Source organism: Paraburkholderia sp. 31.1 (genome assembly GCF_014397645.1).
GTDB classification, from domain to species: Bacteria; Pseudomonadota; Gammaproteobacteria; order Burkholderiales; family Burkholderiaceae; genus Paraburkholderia; species Paraburkholderia tuberum.
Window position 1 is genome coordinate 81,504 of sequence record NZ_VZQN01000032.1, and the last position, 16,652, is coordinate 98,155.

General features: G+C 61.5%; 18 protein-coding genes. 13 read left to right on the top strand and 5 right to left on the bottom strand.

Annotation, left to right across the window (positions count from 1 at the left end):
- The first annotated feature begins 346 nt into the window (after positions 1 to 346).
- Genes F6X37_RS23970 through F6X37_RS23985 form a run of 4 tightly spaced genes read left to right on the top strand, consistent with a single transcriptional unit; the run spans position 347 to position 4,915 of the window.
- Positions 347 to 871 carry a hypothetical protein gene (locus F6X37_RS23970; RefSeq protein WP_187612996.1) on the top strand — a complete coding sequence of 175 codons (525 nt, stop codon included), beginning with the start codon at positions 347 to 349 and terminating at the stop codon, positions 869 to 871.
- Positions 804 to 2,921, top strand: coding sequence for a phage terminase large subunit family protein (locus tag F6X37_RS23975; RefSeq protein ID WP_187612997.1), 2,118 nt, complete (start codon positions 804 to 806; stop codon positions 2,919 to 2,921). The genes F6X37_RS23970 and F6X37_RS23975 overlap by 68 nt, the downstream gene beginning before the upstream one ends.
- A gap of 19 nt (positions 2,922 to 2,940) precedes the next feature.
- Positions 2,941 to 3,213, top strand: coding sequence for a gpW family head-tail joining protein (gpW, locus tag F6X37_RS23980; RefSeq protein ID WP_187611294.1), 273 nt, complete (start codon positions 2,941 to 2,943; stop codon positions 3,211 to 3,213).
- A 7-nt stretch (positions 3,214 to 3,220) separates the two neighbouring features.
- The gene (locus tag F6X37_RS23985) at positions 3,221 to 4,915 is read left to right on the top strand and encodes a phage portal protein (RefSeq protein ID WP_187612998.1); all 1,695 of its coding nucleotides are present in this window, start codon (positions 3,221 to 3,223) and stop codon (positions 4,913 to 4,915) included.
- Between the two features lie 32 nt (positions 4,916 to 4,947).
- On the opposite strand, the gene F6X37_RS23990 is transcribed toward F6X37_RS23985, so the two are convergent.
- The 4 genes from F6X37_RS23990 to F6X37_RS24005 all read right to left on the bottom strand — a co-directional run bounded on the left by F6X37_RS23990 (position 4,948) and on the right by F6X37_RS24005 (position 9,240).
- Positions 4,948 to 5,085 (bottom strand): hypothetical protein, encoded by a 138-nt coding sequence (locus F6X37_RS23990; RefSeq protein WP_184064026.1) that lies wholly within the window; start codon positions 5,083 to 5,085, stop codon positions 4,948 to 4,950.
- A 501-nt stretch (positions 5,086 to 5,586) separates the two neighbouring features.
- Complete coding sequence (locus tag F6X37_RS23995; RefSeq protein ID WP_187612999.1) at positions 5,587 to 5,853, bottom strand: hypothetical protein; 267 nt, start codon at positions 5,851 to 5,853, stop codon at positions 5,587 to 5,589.
- Positions 5,854 to 6,321: 468 nt separating this feature from the next.
- A complete protein-coding gene (locus tag F6X37_RS24000) occupies positions 6,322 to 7,557 on the bottom strand; it encodes an alpha/beta fold hydrolase (RefSeq protein WP_410451426.1) in 1,236 nt (411 codons plus the stop codon).
- A 723-nt stretch (positions 7,558 to 8,280) separates the two neighbouring features.
- Positions 8,281 to 9,240, bottom strand: a complete 960-nt coding sequence (locus tag F6X37_RS24005) for a hypothetical protein (RefSeq protein WP_187613001.1) — start codon at positions 9,238 to 9,240, stop codon at positions 8,281 to 8,283.
- Between the two features lie 564 nt (positions 9,241 to 9,804).
- On the opposite strand from F6X37_RS24005, the gene F6X37_RS24010 reads away from it, so the two are divergent.
- On the top strand, positions 9,805 to 10,686 hold the full coding sequence (locus tag F6X37_RS24010) for a S49 family peptidase (protein WP_187613002.1): 882 nt from the start codon (positions 9,805 to 9,807) through the stop codon (positions 10,684 to 10,686).
- A 130-nt stretch (positions 10,687 to 10,816) separates the two neighbouring features.
- On the opposite strand, the gene F6X37_RS24015 is transcribed toward F6X37_RS24010, so the two are convergent.
- Positions 10,817 to 11,116: a hypothetical protein gene (locus F6X37_RS24015; protein ID WP_187613003.1), complete on the bottom strand. Its 300-nt coding sequence runs from the start codon at positions 11,114 to 11,116 to the stop codon at positions 10,817 to 10,819.
- Between F6X37_RS24015 and F6X37_RS24020 the strand changes: the two genes are divergently transcribed.
- The 8 genes from F6X37_RS24020 to F6X37_RS24055 form a co-directional block, all read left to right on the top strand.
- On the top strand, positions 11,111 to 11,419 hold the full coding sequence (locus tag F6X37_RS24020) for a hypothetical protein (RefSeq protein ID WP_187613004.1): 309 nt from the start codon (positions 11,111 to 11,113) through the stop codon (positions 11,417 to 11,419). The genes F6X37_RS24015 and F6X37_RS24020 overlap by 6 nt on opposite strands.
- Positions 11,420 to 11,465: 46 nt before the next feature.
- A complete protein-coding gene (locus F6X37_RS24025) occupies positions 11,466 to 12,191 on the top strand; it encodes a head decoration protein (protein WP_187613005.1) in 726 nt (241 codons plus the stop codon).
- A gap of 73 nt (positions 12,192 to 12,264) precedes the next feature.
- Complete coding sequence (locus tag F6X37_RS24030) at positions 12,265 to 13,416, top strand: major capsid protein (RefSeq protein ID WP_187613006.1); 1,152 nt, start codon at positions 12,265 to 12,267, stop codon at positions 13,414 to 13,416.
- A gap of 12 nt (positions 13,417 to 13,428) precedes the next feature.
- Positions 13,429 to 13,764 carry a hypothetical protein gene (locus tag F6X37_RS24035; protein ID WP_184060396.1) on the top strand — a complete coding sequence of 112 codons (336 nt, stop codon included), beginning with the start codon at positions 13,429 to 13,431 and terminating at the stop codon, positions 13,762 to 13,764.
- Positions 13,765 to 13,785: 21 nt separating this feature from the next.
- The gene (locus F6X37_RS24040; protein WP_187613007.1) at positions 13,786 to 14,472 is read left to right on the top strand and encodes a hypothetical protein; all 687 of its coding nucleotides are present in this window, start codon (positions 13,786 to 13,788) and stop codon (positions 14,470 to 14,472) included.
- A 1-nt stretch (position 14,473) separates the two neighbouring features.
- Positions 14,474 to 14,710, top strand: coding sequence for a DUF2635 domain-containing protein (locus tag F6X37_RS24045; RefSeq protein WP_187613008.1), 237 nt, complete (start codon positions 14,474 to 14,476; stop codon positions 14,708 to 14,710).
- A 153-nt stretch (positions 14,711 to 14,863) separates the two neighbouring features.
- Positions 14,864 to 16,354 carry a phage tail sheath subtilisin-like domain-containing protein gene (locus tag F6X37_RS24050; protein WP_187613009.1) on the top strand — a complete coding sequence of 497 codons (1,491 nt, stop codon included), beginning with the start codon at positions 14,864 to 14,866 and terminating at the stop codon, positions 16,352 to 16,354.
- 81 nt (positions 16,355 to 16,435) lie between these two features.
- Positions 16,436 to 16,652 (top strand): phage tail tube protein (locus F6X37_RS24055; RefSeq protein WP_187611306.1); only part of this gene is annotated, 217 nt, incomplete at its 3' end.

Sequence of the window (16,652 nt, forward strand, 5' to 3'; positions counted from 1 at the left end):
CACCAGTCGACGCATTGTCTGCACGTATTTCGCCGGGTTTTCACCGGAAATACAAGTATATTTGTCCGCGGCCAACGGCTTGCCTATTAGGCAAATCCAGAGTGTGGCGGCGGCGCCAACGGTTCCAGCACCATGGCTGCCCCTTAGCACAACAGTGGTGCGCAAAAGACAATTCTCAAGCCGTCCGAACAGGTGAATCCCTAGACGTGGCTGGTTCGCGGACGCTGGTCGGCCCGGTTTTCATCATTCAATATGCCGGACGGGTCCTGGATGCGGGCGAAAAATAGGGGCAAATTGCGCGACCCCGTTCTTTCTGTAGCTACACGTTTCAAAAAGTCTTTGCACCGTGGCTGACGGCATTTCAATCCGCGAGTTCGCGCGGCGCGAGCACGTTTCGGACACGCTTGTGCATCAGGCGCTGAAACAGGGACGGCTAGCGAAGCGCGCAGACGGCCTGATGGACGCGGCGCTCGTCGGTACCCGCTGGCGCGCGAGCGAGCGGCCTGACGAAAGCGCAAAGGCACCTGCAAAGGAGAGTTTGCAGTCAGCCGGAAGTGCAAAGGGCCTCGCGTACGGCGAAGCGCTGCGCCTGAAAGAGAACTGGACGGCGCTGCTGCGCCGCCTCGAATACGAACAGAAATCCGGCGCACTGGTTGAGCTGGCCGTCGCACGAGGCGTCGTGTTCGAACTGTGCCGGGAGCAGCGCGACGCGTGGCTTGCGTGGCCCGCGAAGGTCGCGCCGTTCATCGCAATGGCCTTCGGTCTGGACGACATTGACCGGCTAACGAACACACTGGCGGCGCATGTCCATCAGCAGCTTGCCGACCTCGGGGAGCCTGAACCGCGCTTCGACACGGAACAAGGCCGATGATCTTCGACGTGTCGGTCGCAGCGGGTGGACCCCGCCGCCACGTCTGAGCGTTCCGCAGTGGGCTGACCAGTACCGGCGACTCGCGAAGGAATCGGGCAGCCTGTCGGGCCGCTGGTCGACCGGGACCGTCGAAGCAGCACGCGGGCCAATGCTCGCAGTGACCGAGCCGGGCGTGCATGTCATCACCGCGATGGTGAACACGCAGTTGTTCAAGACGTCGCTGATCGAGAACATCTTCGGCTACTTTGCGCATCTCGATCCGTGCCCGATGCTGCTGCTCGAACCGAAGGAAGCCGCGGCCGAACAGTTCAGCAAGGAACGCATTACGCCACTGGTGCGGGTCACGCCCGTATTGCGTGAACGTGTCGGCACGACCACAACGCGCAACGCCGAGGAAACGCTGCTGTTCAAGTCGTTTCCGGGCGGCTTCCTCGCGCTCGCGGGCGCGGGCAGTCCCGATAACCTCGCGCGCCGCCCGATCCGGCTCGTTCTTGCGGACGAAATCGACAAGTACCCGGTCACGCGCGAGGGCGACCCAATCGCGCTCGCCGAGGAACGCGTCGCCACGTTCGCGAACTGGCTGTCCGTGCGAACCTGTTCACCGACTGTCACCGAGGAAAGCCGCATCGAAGCCAGTTACGGCGGGTCGGACCAGCGTCGCGCGAGCGTGGCCTGTCCGCATTGCGGGCACCGTCAGTTCCTGGAATTCTTCCGCCATGTCGAGTGGGAGAAGCGCAAGGACGACAAGGGCAACGTGACCGGCCATCGCACGAAGACCGCGCGCGTGTACTGCGAGTCGTGCGGCGCGGGCTGGTCCGAGTCGGAACGGCTTACCGCCTTGCAGTCCATACGCTGGCATCAGACGCGGGTGTTCGAATGCTGCGGTGCGCGCCACGCGCCGCTTGACGCCTATGAGCGTGCGTGGCGCAACGGTGGGGAAATCCAGGAGCCCGGCGGCGAGTCTGCCTGTGTGCGTGCCGTCTGGGACTGGTGGGAATCGGAGCGTCATGCTGTCTATCGCGCGAAGTGTCCGACCTGCGGCGCGTGGAGTGTCGATAACGCGCATGCCGGATTCCAGGCGTCGAAGCTCCTGAGCCCGTGGACGCGCGACCGACCCGCCGATATCGCGGCGCGCTGGATCGACGCGCAGGGCGACGAGGAACGGCTGCAAGCCTGGTGGAATACACAGATGGGACTCCCGTACCGTCCGCGTACCGGTCGCGCGCTCTCCGCTGAAGCAGTCGTCGCTCGCGGTGAGATATGGGCGGCTGAAGTGCCCGATGGTGTCGCCGTGCTGGTCGTGGGCGCGGACGTGCAGGATTACCGCGTTGAGCTTGAAGTCGTGGGCTGGGGCCGCAACGAGGAAAGCTGGTCAATCGACTACGAAATCATCGAGGGCGAGTTTTCGGACGCGCGCACGCAGGCGCGCATCGACACGTATCTTAGACGCCTGTGGCATCGCGCCGACGGTCGTCCCTTCGAGATCATGGCGGCGTGCATCGATTCGGGCGGGCATCACACGCAGGCGGTCTACCAGTTCTGCGCGGCGCGAATCGGCCGCCGTATCTGGGCGGTCAAGGGCGAATCGGCACGCGGCGGCGAGCGCAATCCGGTGTGGCCGTCAAAGCGCCCCACGTCGCGCACGAAGAAGACCTATCGCCCGATCCTGCTCGGCGTGAACGCCGCGAAAGACACGATCCGGCAGCGGCTGCTGCTCGATACACCGGGACCAGGTTACATGCATTTCCCCGCCGACCGTGACATTGGCTATTACGCGCAACTGACCGCTGAGCGCATCGTGATCAAGGAGTCGGGCGGCAGACGTTATCGGGTGTGGGAACTGCCACCGGGCCGGGCCAATGAGGCGCTTGACTGTCGGGTGTATGCGTATGGCGCGCTGTGCGGTCTGCTGTTCTTCGGCCTGCAACTGAACCGCCGCGCCGACGCAGTACAGGCATGGACGCCGCCGCCTGACGTGCCGCCGACGCCGCACCGCCCGTATCCGGCCACTGCCCGAATGCGGACATCGCTCGTTCAGCGTCTTGCCTGAATCGCACGTCTAAGCTGCCATGCCCTGTCGCCGCCTGAGCATCCTGGACGGGATGACGCTCGGTGCGCTCGAAAGGCAGCTTGCGAGCATGCAGCAGGCGTATCTCGCGCTGGTGTCGGGCACAAAGGCGCAGTCCGCGTCGTACGCACAGGCAGACGGTAGCCGCTCCGTCGCGTACACGCAGACCAATATCGCCGATCTGGTGCAGGCCATCATCGGCGTACAGACACAGATCGATGCACTGCGCGGACTCTGCCGCAACCGCCGCCGTCCGGTCACGCCGTACTTCTGAGCCAGCAATGGGCGTCATCGTTGACGAAAGCGGCCAGCCGATCCCCGAACCGGTCGCGGGACGCGGCGGCACGGTCGGCGCGCACATGTCGGAACCGGGACGCGTGCTGGCCTCGCCGGGCAGCGGCCTCGGGTTGCCGGGCTACCAGTTCCCGTACGACGCCGCGGACTGGTTTGCCCAGGAGATGGGCAACTGGTTGCCGTGGATACGGTCTCCCGACTCGGAGATCAATCTCTTCCGGGACTGGATGGTCGCGCGCTCGCGCGACCTCTTTCGTAATGATGGCTGGATCAATGGCGGTGTTACCCGCATTCTCGATAACACCATCGGCACCAACCTGCTGCTGTCGGCGAATCCCGATTACCGCGCGCTGGCATTGCGTACCGGTATCAGCGCCTTTGACGCGACCTGGGCCGATGAATTCAGACGTACGGCGGAAGCACTCTGGCGCGGCTATGCTGAGAACCCCGCGCACTACAACGACGTGGCGCGACAGCTTACGCTCGGTCAGCAGTTCCGGCTCGCAATGCGTCACAAGCTGGTCGATGGCGAGGGGCTGGGTCTCATCTACTGGCTACCCGAACGCGTCGGCTATGGCGGCGCGGACTACGCGACCGCGTTGCTGCTGCTCGATCCCGACCGCCTGAGCAATCCGTATCAGGCCATCGATTCGCGCTACCTGCGCGGCGGCGTCGAGATTGACGACTACGGCGTACCGCTCGCGTATCACATCCGCGAGGCGCACCAGAACGACTGGTATCTCGCCGTCGAGGCGAACACCTGGGAGCGTATCGAGCGCTGCGACGAGGACGGCTGGCTGCGCGTGCTGCACGACTATGACCGCGACCGGGCGGGCCAGCATCGGGGACTTGGCGTATTCACGCCGGTCCTGCTGCACGCGCGCATGCTCGCGCGGTATTACGGCGTCGAGCTACAGGCCGCGACCATTGCCGCGACGTTCGGCACGTACGTTACGTCGCCCTACGATCCGGCGCTGGTGCAGGACGCGCTCGGCGCGGGCGAAGGCGAGGAATTGCCGCTGTATCAGGCATTGCGTGCGCGGTGGGCCGACGAGCGTCCCGCCATGCTCAACGGCGCGCGTATTCCTACGCTCGCACCTGGCGAATCACTCGAAAGCGTCTCGGCCGCGCACCCGCATGGCAACTTCGAGACCTTCGCGCACGAAATGCAGCGCGTGATTGCAGCGGTGCTGGGGCTCAGTGCCGAGCAGCTTTCGCAGGACTGGAGCAAGACGAATTACAGCAGCGCGCGTGCGGCGCTGCTCGAAGCCTGGAAGACCCTCACGCGGCGGCGCGACGAGTTCTGCCTGAACTTCGCGTCACCGTTCTACGGCGCGTGGCTGTGGGAAGCGATGGACCGGGGCGAACTGCCGCTGCCGGCCGGTGCGCCGCCGTATATCGAGGCGCGCGCCGCGTACGCGCGCTGTTCGTGGATGGGTGTGGCGCGTGGCTGGATTGATCCGACCAAGGAAAAGGCCGGCGCTGTCATGGGCATGGACGCGGCACTTTCCACGCTCAAGCGCGAATGCGCTGAACAGGGTCTCGATTACGAGGAAGTACTTCACCAGCGCGCGAACGAAATCCGGCTGATGAAGGAACTGGGCCTCGAGTTGCCCGGCTGGGCCGGCAGCGTGGCGGCCGCAGAAGCGGCGAAATCCGAAGCAGCACCAGTTCCGCGATAGTATCCGGCCGCGTTGATAGCCGGGCGCCGTGTTCAGGACTGGCGACGCGCGGCGAACAGCTTGCGTACGAGCGCAATCAGGCGCAGGGGATTCAGGCGGAAATGGCTATGGCGTGCAACGCCTGCGCGGCTGTAGAGGTGCGTAGCTTCAATCAGGGTAATGGGGCTCATGACTATCTCCGTATAAATTCGAATACAGGATAGGTCTCCCTGTCTCAAATTTGAATAGGTTCAGTCCGAAAGATAGATGCCCCCGGATATCGAGGTCGGTGGAAAGAGAAGCCAGCTTTGTTGAATTGCAGGTTTCCGGGTGGCGACACGCCCAACGGTGCCGCGAAGGCCAAATGAAGGGACGCAAAAAATAGCGCGCCACAAGGACGCGCCGTGAAAAGGGCTTTGTACTGCATGCCAACCCTATCGCCCCAAGTGAGCGGAGGACGTACTGAGGGGCGATGCTTCAATGCTAGGCGTGTGTGCCCGATGCGGGCCTCGGACAAATCCGAAATGCCGGGGCGCTCGATGGTGGCGCAGCGCAAAAAAAGGTTCTTCGCGGATTTACGTGGAGGATGGGTTACTGGCTCGAGTCGGCCAGGTCCGGTCACTCCGACTTCATGCGCGAATGACGGGTGCTTAGACCGAACCGGCCGGTCGTGTGCACTGCTGCAGCGCGGCTTAAAGATCCTGGCCAGTAATCGCGATGCGCTCTCCGCTCGATGGAGGTATTTTGCGTTCCGCAACTCCCACTAACTTTTGCTTTCCCAACTGAAACGCGAGCAGCAACTGCTTCTGGCTGTCGTCTGCCGCTCCGAGGTATTCGCAAACAACCTCCGGTCTGAGTTCGAAGGCGCAGTATCCCCACCCGAAGCCATACGCGGAGAACCACAGCGCTGACCGGCTGTCGACGATTGGGGTTGTCAGTTTGATGTATGACGAGTCCATGGCGTTCGCCCTCCAGACTGGTGGTTGCCGAACTGGATTGTCCCACAACGCGTCCTCATGGCCGGGTGCTAGGCGACATCACGCCGCACTGATGACAGGCGGCTTCGGCTGGTTGTCGAAGGCTGCCCGGCGGGGTGGCATCTTCCGGCTGCATACCAGTCTCCTAAAGTGGGACTTTGAATGGCGCATCAGGGTCGGGTACGGCCGATCACCGAGGGGCAGAGGCCGGCCAGTTTCCGACAGTCGCCGTCATGAAGATTGCGACATTGAAGAGGCGGTTGAATTCCGATATCAGTCATTCGTCGCTCACAAAGCAAGGGTAGGTTGGCGGCTCTTTGAATTACTAAGTTTCTTAAAAGTACTGCCTTACGAAACCTGCAATATATCCGAAAAACTTAATATTGGGAACACGCGAACATCAGGGTCGACAATCAAACGATTAAATCAATTAATTTCCATTTAATGAGATTAAATCTCCAGCAAAACATTTATCCAGCGTGCGATAACTGCGTGTGCTCGAATATCATCGTATAGCGTGCTATGCATGAGATTGTTTTCGCTATGCGGAATACCTTCCGGATTCAATTGCACAACGGCCCAAAATCCGGGCGGCGTAGGCTCCGCACTCACAACCCAAAATAAATGGCGTATCGCGATAGACGGCCCAAAAAGCATGGCCAGTAAGCTGAGCATCATAAGAACTGGAATGGTCGCAATGCAGGAAACCCACCAAAGCAGATACAGAATCGGATATAGAATAATCGGCCCGATCACGTTTTTCCATCCGTATGATACCGCCACCGCGAATGCTCCGCCAGCAATGGCAATGAATTGACGAGTACCTATCCACGTTGGGCGCACGAAATTCACAATGCACGCCACAAGTAATATTATCGAATAAATCGCAGTTACGTGTCCGCGTATTTTGTATAAAGCGCCGTCTTTTTGATTTTCATTTTCTAATTTTTTGCCGATATCGCCTAAGTTATGCTTTCGGCCAATGTCGAACATATCGAGCCAGTGTGCGGCCCCTTGCGCCATGAATGACCAAATTCGCATGACTAATGTCGCAAACAGCGTCGCAGCCCCCATCACAGCCGACGCCTCATCGCCAGCGGCGCGAATTATAAGCATTCGCTCTGCAGAAAAAGTTGGCAATGTACAAGGCTTCTCTCCTGCGATGCGAAGTGCGAATATACCAAAAATAAAAAATAACGGAAATGCCAGCAACGAAGTCGAAGTCACAATGAACCAAGATGGCAATGAAAAATACTTCATTACAAAATACGCGATATTGCCTAGGGAAATCACAATTCCACTGCTCGCACTCAAGATTTTCGCCCTGCCTACCGGTCTTGGCCAAGCTTGGAGAAACGGCGTTGACAGGCAAACGATCCCTTTCACTTTGTCTTTAATCGACTCGTGATTCGATGCCAGAAGCGCAATGTTGCCGCCGTGACTATGAGCGATTACGATCTGAAGGGCTTCGGGGTTTTCTTTGGAAATGGCACCTATGTGTTCGCGCAACTGATGTGCAGCCATCTCTCTTGCTGAAAAGCTGTTTCGACCTGACCATCGAAATGGTCGGATTTCAACGGCGCATGGTAGATTTTCCGCCAAGTACTTCGATAGCTTTGAGCTAGGTAGCGGCCACTTTGCCTGCGAAGCAAATGTTCCATGCACCGTAGTTATGATGCAATTCATTCTGCTCCCCCTTGGATAGCGCGGCGGTTCAACTGCCAGCCGATGTAGTCGATTCGAATGGCGATTGTAGCTTGGAAGCCGCCATTACTACGGCGTTGGATCGAGCGGCAGAAGTGGGTCGCGAAGGGCCGATCGCCGTGGGGCGGAGGTCGGCCATCTGCGGTCAGTGGGCGAGGTCGCAATGGCGACGTTCGAGCGTCGCTAATTCCTTGCTAGCGGACGCCCGGGCGCCAAACATCAGTTGTGCGGAAAAGTAGGCCATTTGGAATAGGTCCAGTGCGGTCAGATCAAAGAACCCCTCTGCTGGGTATGCTTGCTCCATGGTTTGTGCCTATGCGGGTACAGTCCTTCGGAAAGGGTACTGATAATAGTTTGGCCGTTTATGTTTGATTCAGGAAAACCATGGCGATCACACAGTGGCTTCATCTCAGCGAACTTGGCAGTGATCCATGGGTGTTGCTCATATAAGCGGCGGGGGACCGAGCCGTTGCCGAAAACTTCGTGGCGATGCGGCCGACCGTCTGCATAGGGCTTGTGATGAGCCGGACGCTGTCGAGCTTTGCCTGTTTCGACCGTTATAGCGCGCTCATAGTAGGCTTGGGCCTGGGGGCAGCCGTACGATGTTCTGGTGCGGGTGCGGGACCAAGCGATTCAGCTCGTCGCTGAGGGTGTTGACCTGGAGATTGTGTCGAGTGGGCGCACCATCCTTTATTTCACTTGCGCTTATTTTGGCTTAAATAGACCTTTATAAGTACATGTGGTTTCCACTTGCCGGACGTTAATGTAGTTTGTTTGAACTTTCCTCGTTATGACTTTTTTGTCAATGACCAAATCAAAACTAGCGTCAGGCAAATGATTGAACGTATACGATTTTCGGGTGATTGATCCTTCGGGGTCGAGGCAGCCGACTTGGTCGGTTTTGCAAAATTGTTGATCGTAGATTATGAAATCTTTGGCCACATCGTTGATCGAGACTTTGTCCTCGGAAACATTGGAGGGTGTCCCGAAAACGCGAATCACGCCATTTACGTAATCCTCGAATCCGCTTCCGAAGCAGTATCTTTCAGTATTTTCCATATCTCCTTGATATTCGGCGACGCTGTCCGAGTATGCGGTGCCATAGTTGTGTGTATAACTGCCCTCGTTCTCAAACGAAGCTTGCATTGTAATATCGTCGCGGGACAACGTTTCTAAAATAAATGCTTGGTCGAAGCTGAACAAGCTTTGCTCGTATTTGAGGTATGGGGTCTTTCCAGGAGCAGTTATAACCTTCGCTGATGGCACCCGCCTCAGTCCGTCCGTAAGACTTGTATGAATCGGTACTCGAAGAATATTCGCCAACACAGGCGACATACGGCGACTCGCCGTGCTCCCTTGAGAGCTGGAAGCCGTTGGTATCTCAACGCCACTTGCTTTTGTATCGGAAGCAGCTTGCTTTTCAACAGACTGGCGCTCCACAGCATCGCGACCGGGCTTGCCCGGGTGGTCAGGTGGTTGGTAGGGCGATGAAGCCGCATTTTCGTCTGAAGTGGGTGTGCACGGCAGGCAAACTCTCCAACCCGTCGGAGTGATTTCCACCCGGAACATTCCCAAAGCAGCGAGCACCAAGAAAACAATCGCAGTGAGCGCGACCACGACCAAGGCAGACGTGTTTTGAAATAACGCTCTGATTGCGTCCCACATGCGACCTCCGCACCTACGGACACCTGCCCCTGAACTCAGTTTGGCACCCGCCATGCGCAGATTCAAGGCAGCGATTGCCGCCAAGCGCCTATTTGCCTTCAGGCCCCTGCGTTCGCATTGGCGATTCCACCGTCCTCATAAAGCCACCGGCCCGGCTCTCACGACGGTTCAGCTTCGAACAACCATTTCCCGCGGGACCGACCGTTCCGGCTCGATGAAAACAGACATTACGAAACGACTGCAGCGCAGATTAAAATGAACCGCCCGTTTGGCCTGACTGCCATCCCCGAGAAGCCGGCTTCGATGACCGAACCACTTTGGGAACGGACGGCTGCCGATCGAGGAGGCGAACGTCTCTTTGGGGTCGGTAGCCGTCTCTCTCCCCGGAATTCCGCGAAGAACCCAAAAAAAGCGCGCCAGTCATGGCGCGCACAAGGGGCTGATGAGGTATCCAGCCCACCGGTCACTGCGCGCAAGGGGAATTGCTGGCAGCGACCGGGGCAATGCTAGGCGTGTATGCCGAGCGCAGACCTCAGACAACTCCGAAATGCCGAGGCGCGCACGATGGTCGTGAACTATCCGCACTTGGCGACGCGCCTTTTTAATGTGCCGCTCGCCATTGCGCCGGGCAAGATCGAAATCATCATGGCCGCGCTCGCGGATCGTTTCGGTCTCACGCGCCTCTTTCGTACCAATGGTGAAGCGCTCGCGTTCGACGGTGACTATGAAGCGGGCGAGCCTGCGGACGACCGGGCCTATGAAGTCATCCGGGGTATCGCTGTCATTCCCGTTCAGGGCACGCTGGTGCAGAAGCTTGGCACGCTGCATCCGTACTCGGGCATGACCGGCTATGACGGCATCCGCGCGAACCTTGCGACGGCGCTCGCTGATGACGCGGTGCGCGCCGTGGTGCTCGACGTGGACAGCCCCGGCGGCGAAGTCGCCGGGTGCTTCGACCTGACCGACGCCATTTTCGCTTCGCGCGGCATCAAGCCGCTGTACGCGATCCTCACCGAATGCGCATTTTCCGCGGCGTACGCGCTCGCCTCAGCCTGTGATCGCGTGATCGTGCCGCGCACAGGCGGGACAGGTAGCGTCGGCGTGATCGTCGCGCATGTTGATTTTTCGAAAGCGCTCACCGATGCGGGCCTGACGGTCACGCTCATTACCTACGGCGAGCGCAAGGCTGACGGCAGCGAATACCGGCCGCTGTCCGACGAGGCCTACGCACGCATCATGGCAGACGTGGACAGCGTGGGTGAACTGTTCGTGGCGACGGTCGCACGCAATCGCGGGCTGACCGTGGCGCAGGTTCGCGATACACAGGCCGGGACCTTTCTCGGCGCGGCGAGCGTCGAGACCGGATTTGCCGATGCCGTCATGTCGCCCGATGCGGCGTTTCTCGCGCTACTCGATGCGCTCGAAGTTTCAGCCACGACGCAGTAACCAGCAGGAATACACAGGAAGGAATACGCAGGAGGTCTTCAAAATGGGATTCTCTCTTTCAGCCATGACCCGCGCGCTACCGTTCGCGCATCTTGCGCGCGTGGGGACGCGTACACGCGCCGATGAAGACTCACCGCTTGTCGAGGATGACGAACGCGACCGGCCCGCCGAGCGCGACCGCGAGGATGGCGCACACAACGATGCACGCACACGGCGCGCACAGGACGACGAGCCGCGCAACGGCGACGATGCACAGGACGACGGCAACGAAGAAGACGAAGACGAGGACAACGACGAAGGCAATGGCGATGACGTCCAGCTCGGGGACGGCGACAGCCGCGACGACTCCGACGATGCTGATGAACGGGACAGCCGGCGCGGCAAAGCCAGACGTGGTCGCGCGCAGGACGATGGCGACGAGGAAATGCATGGCAGTTCCGTCGAGGCGCGGGCGCGCCGCCGCGAGCAGGCGCGCTGCGCCGCGATTTTTTCAAGTCACGCGGCCGCGCGCAATCCGGTACTGGCCGCCAATCTCGCGTTCAGGACGCGCCTCGCGCGCGGTGCCGCGCTTGCAGTACTCGAAAGCACACCCGCCACGCCGACCGCCAATAGCGGACGCGTCGAGCGCAATCCGCGCGTCGGCCCGGGAGGTACACCGGGCATGAACTCACGTCAGGCCATCGCGTCGGCATGGGACCACGCATTCGCGAAGGTGAATGCGCGCAAACGCTAGTGCGCGTACCGGTTTTTCATCCGTTCCATTACAGGGGATCACGATCATGGGCGCTCCTACTGTCCCGCCGCTCTTTGAGAACTGGCATGACGGCGGCTTTCTCGTCTCCGAAGCGAACGGCCACCGCTCGCGCGACGGCATCGTCCTGACGGGCGGTGTGTATGTCATGGCCGGGACCATTCTCAGCCGCCTTGCCTTGCCTCCGCCACCCCCGCCAGGCAATGACGCAAGGGGCGATGCGGGGGCCGCGTCGGTCGTCGCAGGCACGCCGGAGCGCGAGAACACCGGCGACGGTGTCCTGCGGCTCACCGATCCGCTGCGTGCCAGCTCGTCGCCGTCTGGTCGCTACGTCTGCACCTTCACGAGTCGCAACACGTTCGACGTGAGCGGACCCGATGAACTGGGCGCGACTGCGCAGCAGACCGGGGCGCCGGTCGTCGTCGGCGGCCTGAGCTTCGTCATCGAACAGGGCGCAAGGCGCTTCGCTGCGGGCGATACCTTCGCGATCACGTTCGCTGATGCCGATCCGTCCGATATCGGCACACCCGGTATCTGGATGCCGTGGAATCCCGCCGCGACTGATGGCTCCGAAGTCGTGGCGGGTCTGCTGTTCGGCTCGCGCGATACGACGCAGATGGATCGCGCCGCCGTCGCGATCGTGCGCGACGCAGAAGTGAACGCATCGGAGCTTGTCTGGCCGTCGGACGTGACGCCGTACCAGATGCAGATCGCGGGCGACCAGTTGCGCGCCACAGGCATCCTCCTGCGCTAGTACCCCTTTCCTTCCTCGCAAGGCCGCACGGACTCTGGTCCGGGGCGGTCTTTTCTTTTGGGGAGCCGTCATCATGGCTGGCGAAATTCTCGACGTATTCCATCAGGACCCGTTCACGGCAATTGCGCTCTCGGACGCCGTTCAGCGCAACCCGTACCAGCCGGTCGGCCTCGGCGAGCTGGGCGTATTCGATCCCAATCCGATCCGTACAAAAGCGCTGGCGGTCGAGGAACGCACCGGCAAGCTGATCCTGATCCCGTTCTCCCAGCGCGGCGAGGAAGGCACGCAGCGCACGACCGAACGGCGCAAGATGCGCTATTTCGACGTGCCGCGCCTGATGCACTCGGACACGGTGTACGCCGAGGAAGTACAGGGCATCCGCGAGTTCGGGACGGAATCCGTGCTGATGCAGGTCGAGGCGGAAGTTGCGCGGCGACTGTCAGGGCCGACCGGGCTGCTCGCGAGCGTCGAGTACACGAAGGAATTCCTGAGGCTCGCCGCGTTGCAGGGTCTGGTGCTCGATCCGAAGGACGGCAGCGTGCTCTACAACTGGTTCGATGAATTCCAGATTCCGCAGGCCGCCGAAACGCCGTTCGATCTGGGCGCGACCGAGGCAGGCAAGGCGAACACACCGTTGCGGCCGATCTGCAACGCGATCATCCGTACGATGGCGCGCAAGTCACAGGGCGCATTCACGCCGACCACGCGCGTCTACGCGATGTGCGGCGATGCTTTCTATGACGCGTTCGTCAATCACCCGGACGTGATCCGTACGTTCGTGAACTGGTCCGATGCGCGCGCACTGCGCGACAACTCGCAGGGTGCCGCGTTCGATGCGTTCGTGTTCTCCGGCATTACGTGGTTCAACTATCGCGGCTCGGACGACAACGTGACCATCAAGGTTCCTGATGACGTGGTGAAGTTCTTCCCGGTCGGCGCGCCCGGTGTATTCCGCGAAGCGATGGCGCCGGGCGAAACCGTCGATTGGGTCAATACACCCGGACGGCCCGTGTATGTACTGCCGATCTTCGATGTGCTGCGGCGCATGTGGTGGAAGATGGAAGCGTATGCGTACCCGCTGTACGTTTGCACGCGGCCCGAAGTACTGCTGTCCGGTCGCATGTTCGAAGCGACCACGGCAGGCGCTACGCGCATCACGCCGGAAGAACCATCCGCGACGGCTGCACAACCGGCAGACGCAGCCAGCGCCGCGCCAATCGCCTGAGCGGTCCCCACCATGATTGACTGGGATAGCCTGGTGCTCGCGCCCGTCGAAGGCATCTTCGGCCAGCCCGCGACGCTCTACGCGGGAAGCGGTAACGCGCATGCGCTTAACGGCGTGTTTGACGAAGCCTTTACGAACGTGGATGTGGTCGACGGCGTACCCGTCACCACGACACGCCCATGCTACGGCTTTCGCGTGGCAACACTTCCCGTTACTGCACACCAGGGCGACACGCTGTTCATTCCGGCCGCGCCCGGTGCGCCGCTCAGTGACACGACCTATGTCGTCCGCGAAGTCCGTACGGATGGACATGGGTGGTGTTTCCTGCTGCTCAATCTCGCGACTTGACCAGTTTTCCTCGCCCCAGCCGTGGACCGCGCACGTATCCGCCCTTTGCCGATGCTCGGGCGTCGTCAGGTGCGTCTCGCCGCGCTTGGCGCACTGCAGCGCGCAGCGCTTCGGGTCGCCGGCCGGCCGGTCCTGATCCGTTCGCCGGGCGACTGGGCCGCGCCGTCTGACGTGCTGCCTGCGGTCATCGTGCGTACCACGCACGAATCGAAATCCTCATTCAATCGCGGCATGCCGCAGTTCACCACGACATGCAGCCTCGAAGTCAAGGCGATGGTCGAGGCGGCGACGGGGGAAGCCGCACAGGACGCCATTGAATCGCTCTGGTACGCCGTCGAAAACGCGCTATTGCTCGACTGGTCGCTTGTACGCATGCTGCAGCAGTTCGCGACGGTCGAAAGCGTGCTGGATATCCGCGCGGAAGGTGCGCGTCACCTCGCCGGTATTGCGGCGTCGTTCCGCTGCGAGTTTCCGGAAATGTACGACCCCACGGTTGAGCAGCCGCAGCCCGCGCCGTGGCCGCTCGATCCGCCCGCGCCCGCGCCGCTCGAAAGCGTCGGCCTGCATGCGGACCTCACCAATCGCGCCGACCCGACCGGCACGTATCCCGCGCCGCCGTTCCCGCAGGCGGTCGTCCCCGCGCCGCGTACGCACGGCCCTGATGGACGCGACGAGGGCCGGCTTGACGTTCCGTTAAAGGGGAACTGACATGCACATCAGGCCAGCAACCGGCATGCGGGTGCGCGATCCCGACCTGCGCGACTTCCTGCCCGACGCCGGGCGCGTCGTACCCGATTCGGTGTACTGGCGTCGCCGGTTCCGCGATGGCGACGTGGTGCCGGTCGCGGATGAGCCGCCCACCATCCCGGACACGCCGGACGACCCCGACGCGACGCGGCGCGCATCACACCGCACGCGCGAACCCAAAGCCACCGACCCGACGTAACACGCGCTTTCAGCGCGTCTGTCTGCCGCTGCGCGCGCTTCCCGCGCTCCGTTCCCTCAAGTCAACCGCGCGAGCCCCGCCACGGGCCGCCCCGGCCGTCCTGCGTCCGTTTCCGTCTCCGGTTCGCGCCCACCTTCCCGGGAGGTTGCTCCCATGATTCCCTTTACCAACCTGCCTGAGAACATCCGCGTGCCGCTGTTCTACGCGGAGCTCGACGCGTCACAGGCGAACAGCGCCCAGCTCAACCAGCGCACGCTGATTATCGGGCAGATGACCGACGCGGGAACCGGCGAGCCGGGCACGCCCGTTATCAGCGCGGGCGTGGGTGACGCGCGCGCACGGTGGGGCAGCAATTCGATGCTCGCCGCGATGACCGCTGCCTATCGCGCGGCCGACTCCTTCGGCGAAGTCTGGTATCTGCCGCTCAAGGACGCAACCGGCGCGGTGGCCGCAAGCGGAACGGTCACGCTCAACATCGAAGGCGACGCCGGCGTCTCAGGCGTCATCTCGCTTTATATCGCTGGTCGGCGCTACCAGTTGCCGGTACAGGTCACGCAGAGCGCGGCCGACATCGCGGAAGCGCTCGCCACACTCGTTGCTGCAGATGCGTTCGGGCTGGTGAGCGCATCGGCTCAGGACAACGTAGTCACGCTGACCGCCATCAATGCGGGCATGGTGGGCAATGAAATTGACGTGCGCCTGAATTACGGCGGCTCACGCGCGGGCGAATCGACGCCGCTCAATCTGGACATAGCAATCGCGCCGATGGCGGGCGGCGCGATCAATCCGACCGACACGCTACAGGCCGCGCTCGATAACTGCGGCGACATGCCATTCGACTTTATCGTCTGCCCGTACACCGATAGCGTCAGCCTCGATGCACTGCATACCTTCCTGAACGACCAGACCGGGCGCTGGTCGTGGGCCCAGCAGATTTACGGACACGCGTTCGCCGCGTACCGGGGGACGCTCGCGGCGTGTACGACCTTCGGCGCGGGCCGCAACAATCAGCATGAATCGGTGCTTGGGTTCCATGATTCGCCCACACCCGCATGGATCATCGCCGCGCAGCTTGCCGGCTCGGTCGCGCCCGCGCTGCGCAACGATCCCGGGCGCCCGGTCCAGACGCTACCGGTTATCGGCATGCTCGCGCCGCCGGTTGCCTCGCGCTTCCTGCTCACCGAGCGCAACACGCTGCTCTATGACGGTATCAGCACGTTCAATGTGGGCGATGACGGCACCTGCTACGCCGAGAACATCACGACGACCTACCAGAAGAATCCGTGGGGCGATCCCGATGACAGTTACCTCGAAGTCGAAACGATGTTTCTGCTGATGTACGTGCTGCGTGCGCTGCGCTCGATGGTCACATCGAAGTATTCACGCATGAAGCTCGCCGCGGACGGCACACGCTTCGCATCCGGTAGCGCCATCGTCACACCGCTGCTGATACGCGCAGACGTGATCGCCCGGTATCAGGAACTCGAATTCGATGGCTACGTGCAGAACAGCGCACTGTTCGCGCGGCAACTCATTGTCGAGCAGAACGCGCATAACCCGAATCGCGTTGACTGTCTGTGGCCCGGAACGCTGATCGACCAGCTGCGGATTTTCGCCCTGCTCGCGCAATTCAGGCTCAGCTAGTCATTCCGAACCGCAGCACTGAACCGCACCAAGCCGCCCCGGCGAACCGCCCCGGCGGCTTTTTCATTTCTGGAGCCCACCATGTCTGATGACACAAACCGCCTGGCTGGTGTCGCGTGGATATCGATGGACGGCCAGAACTACATGCTCTCCGGCGAACTGGCGTATTCGCCCGCCGACTACGAACGTGAGTCACTGGTCGGACAGGACCGCGTACACGGCTATGCAGAGAAGCCGCGCGCGCCGTTCATTTCCGCGACGCTGCGCGACGCAGGCACGCTGACGGTCAAGGACTTCA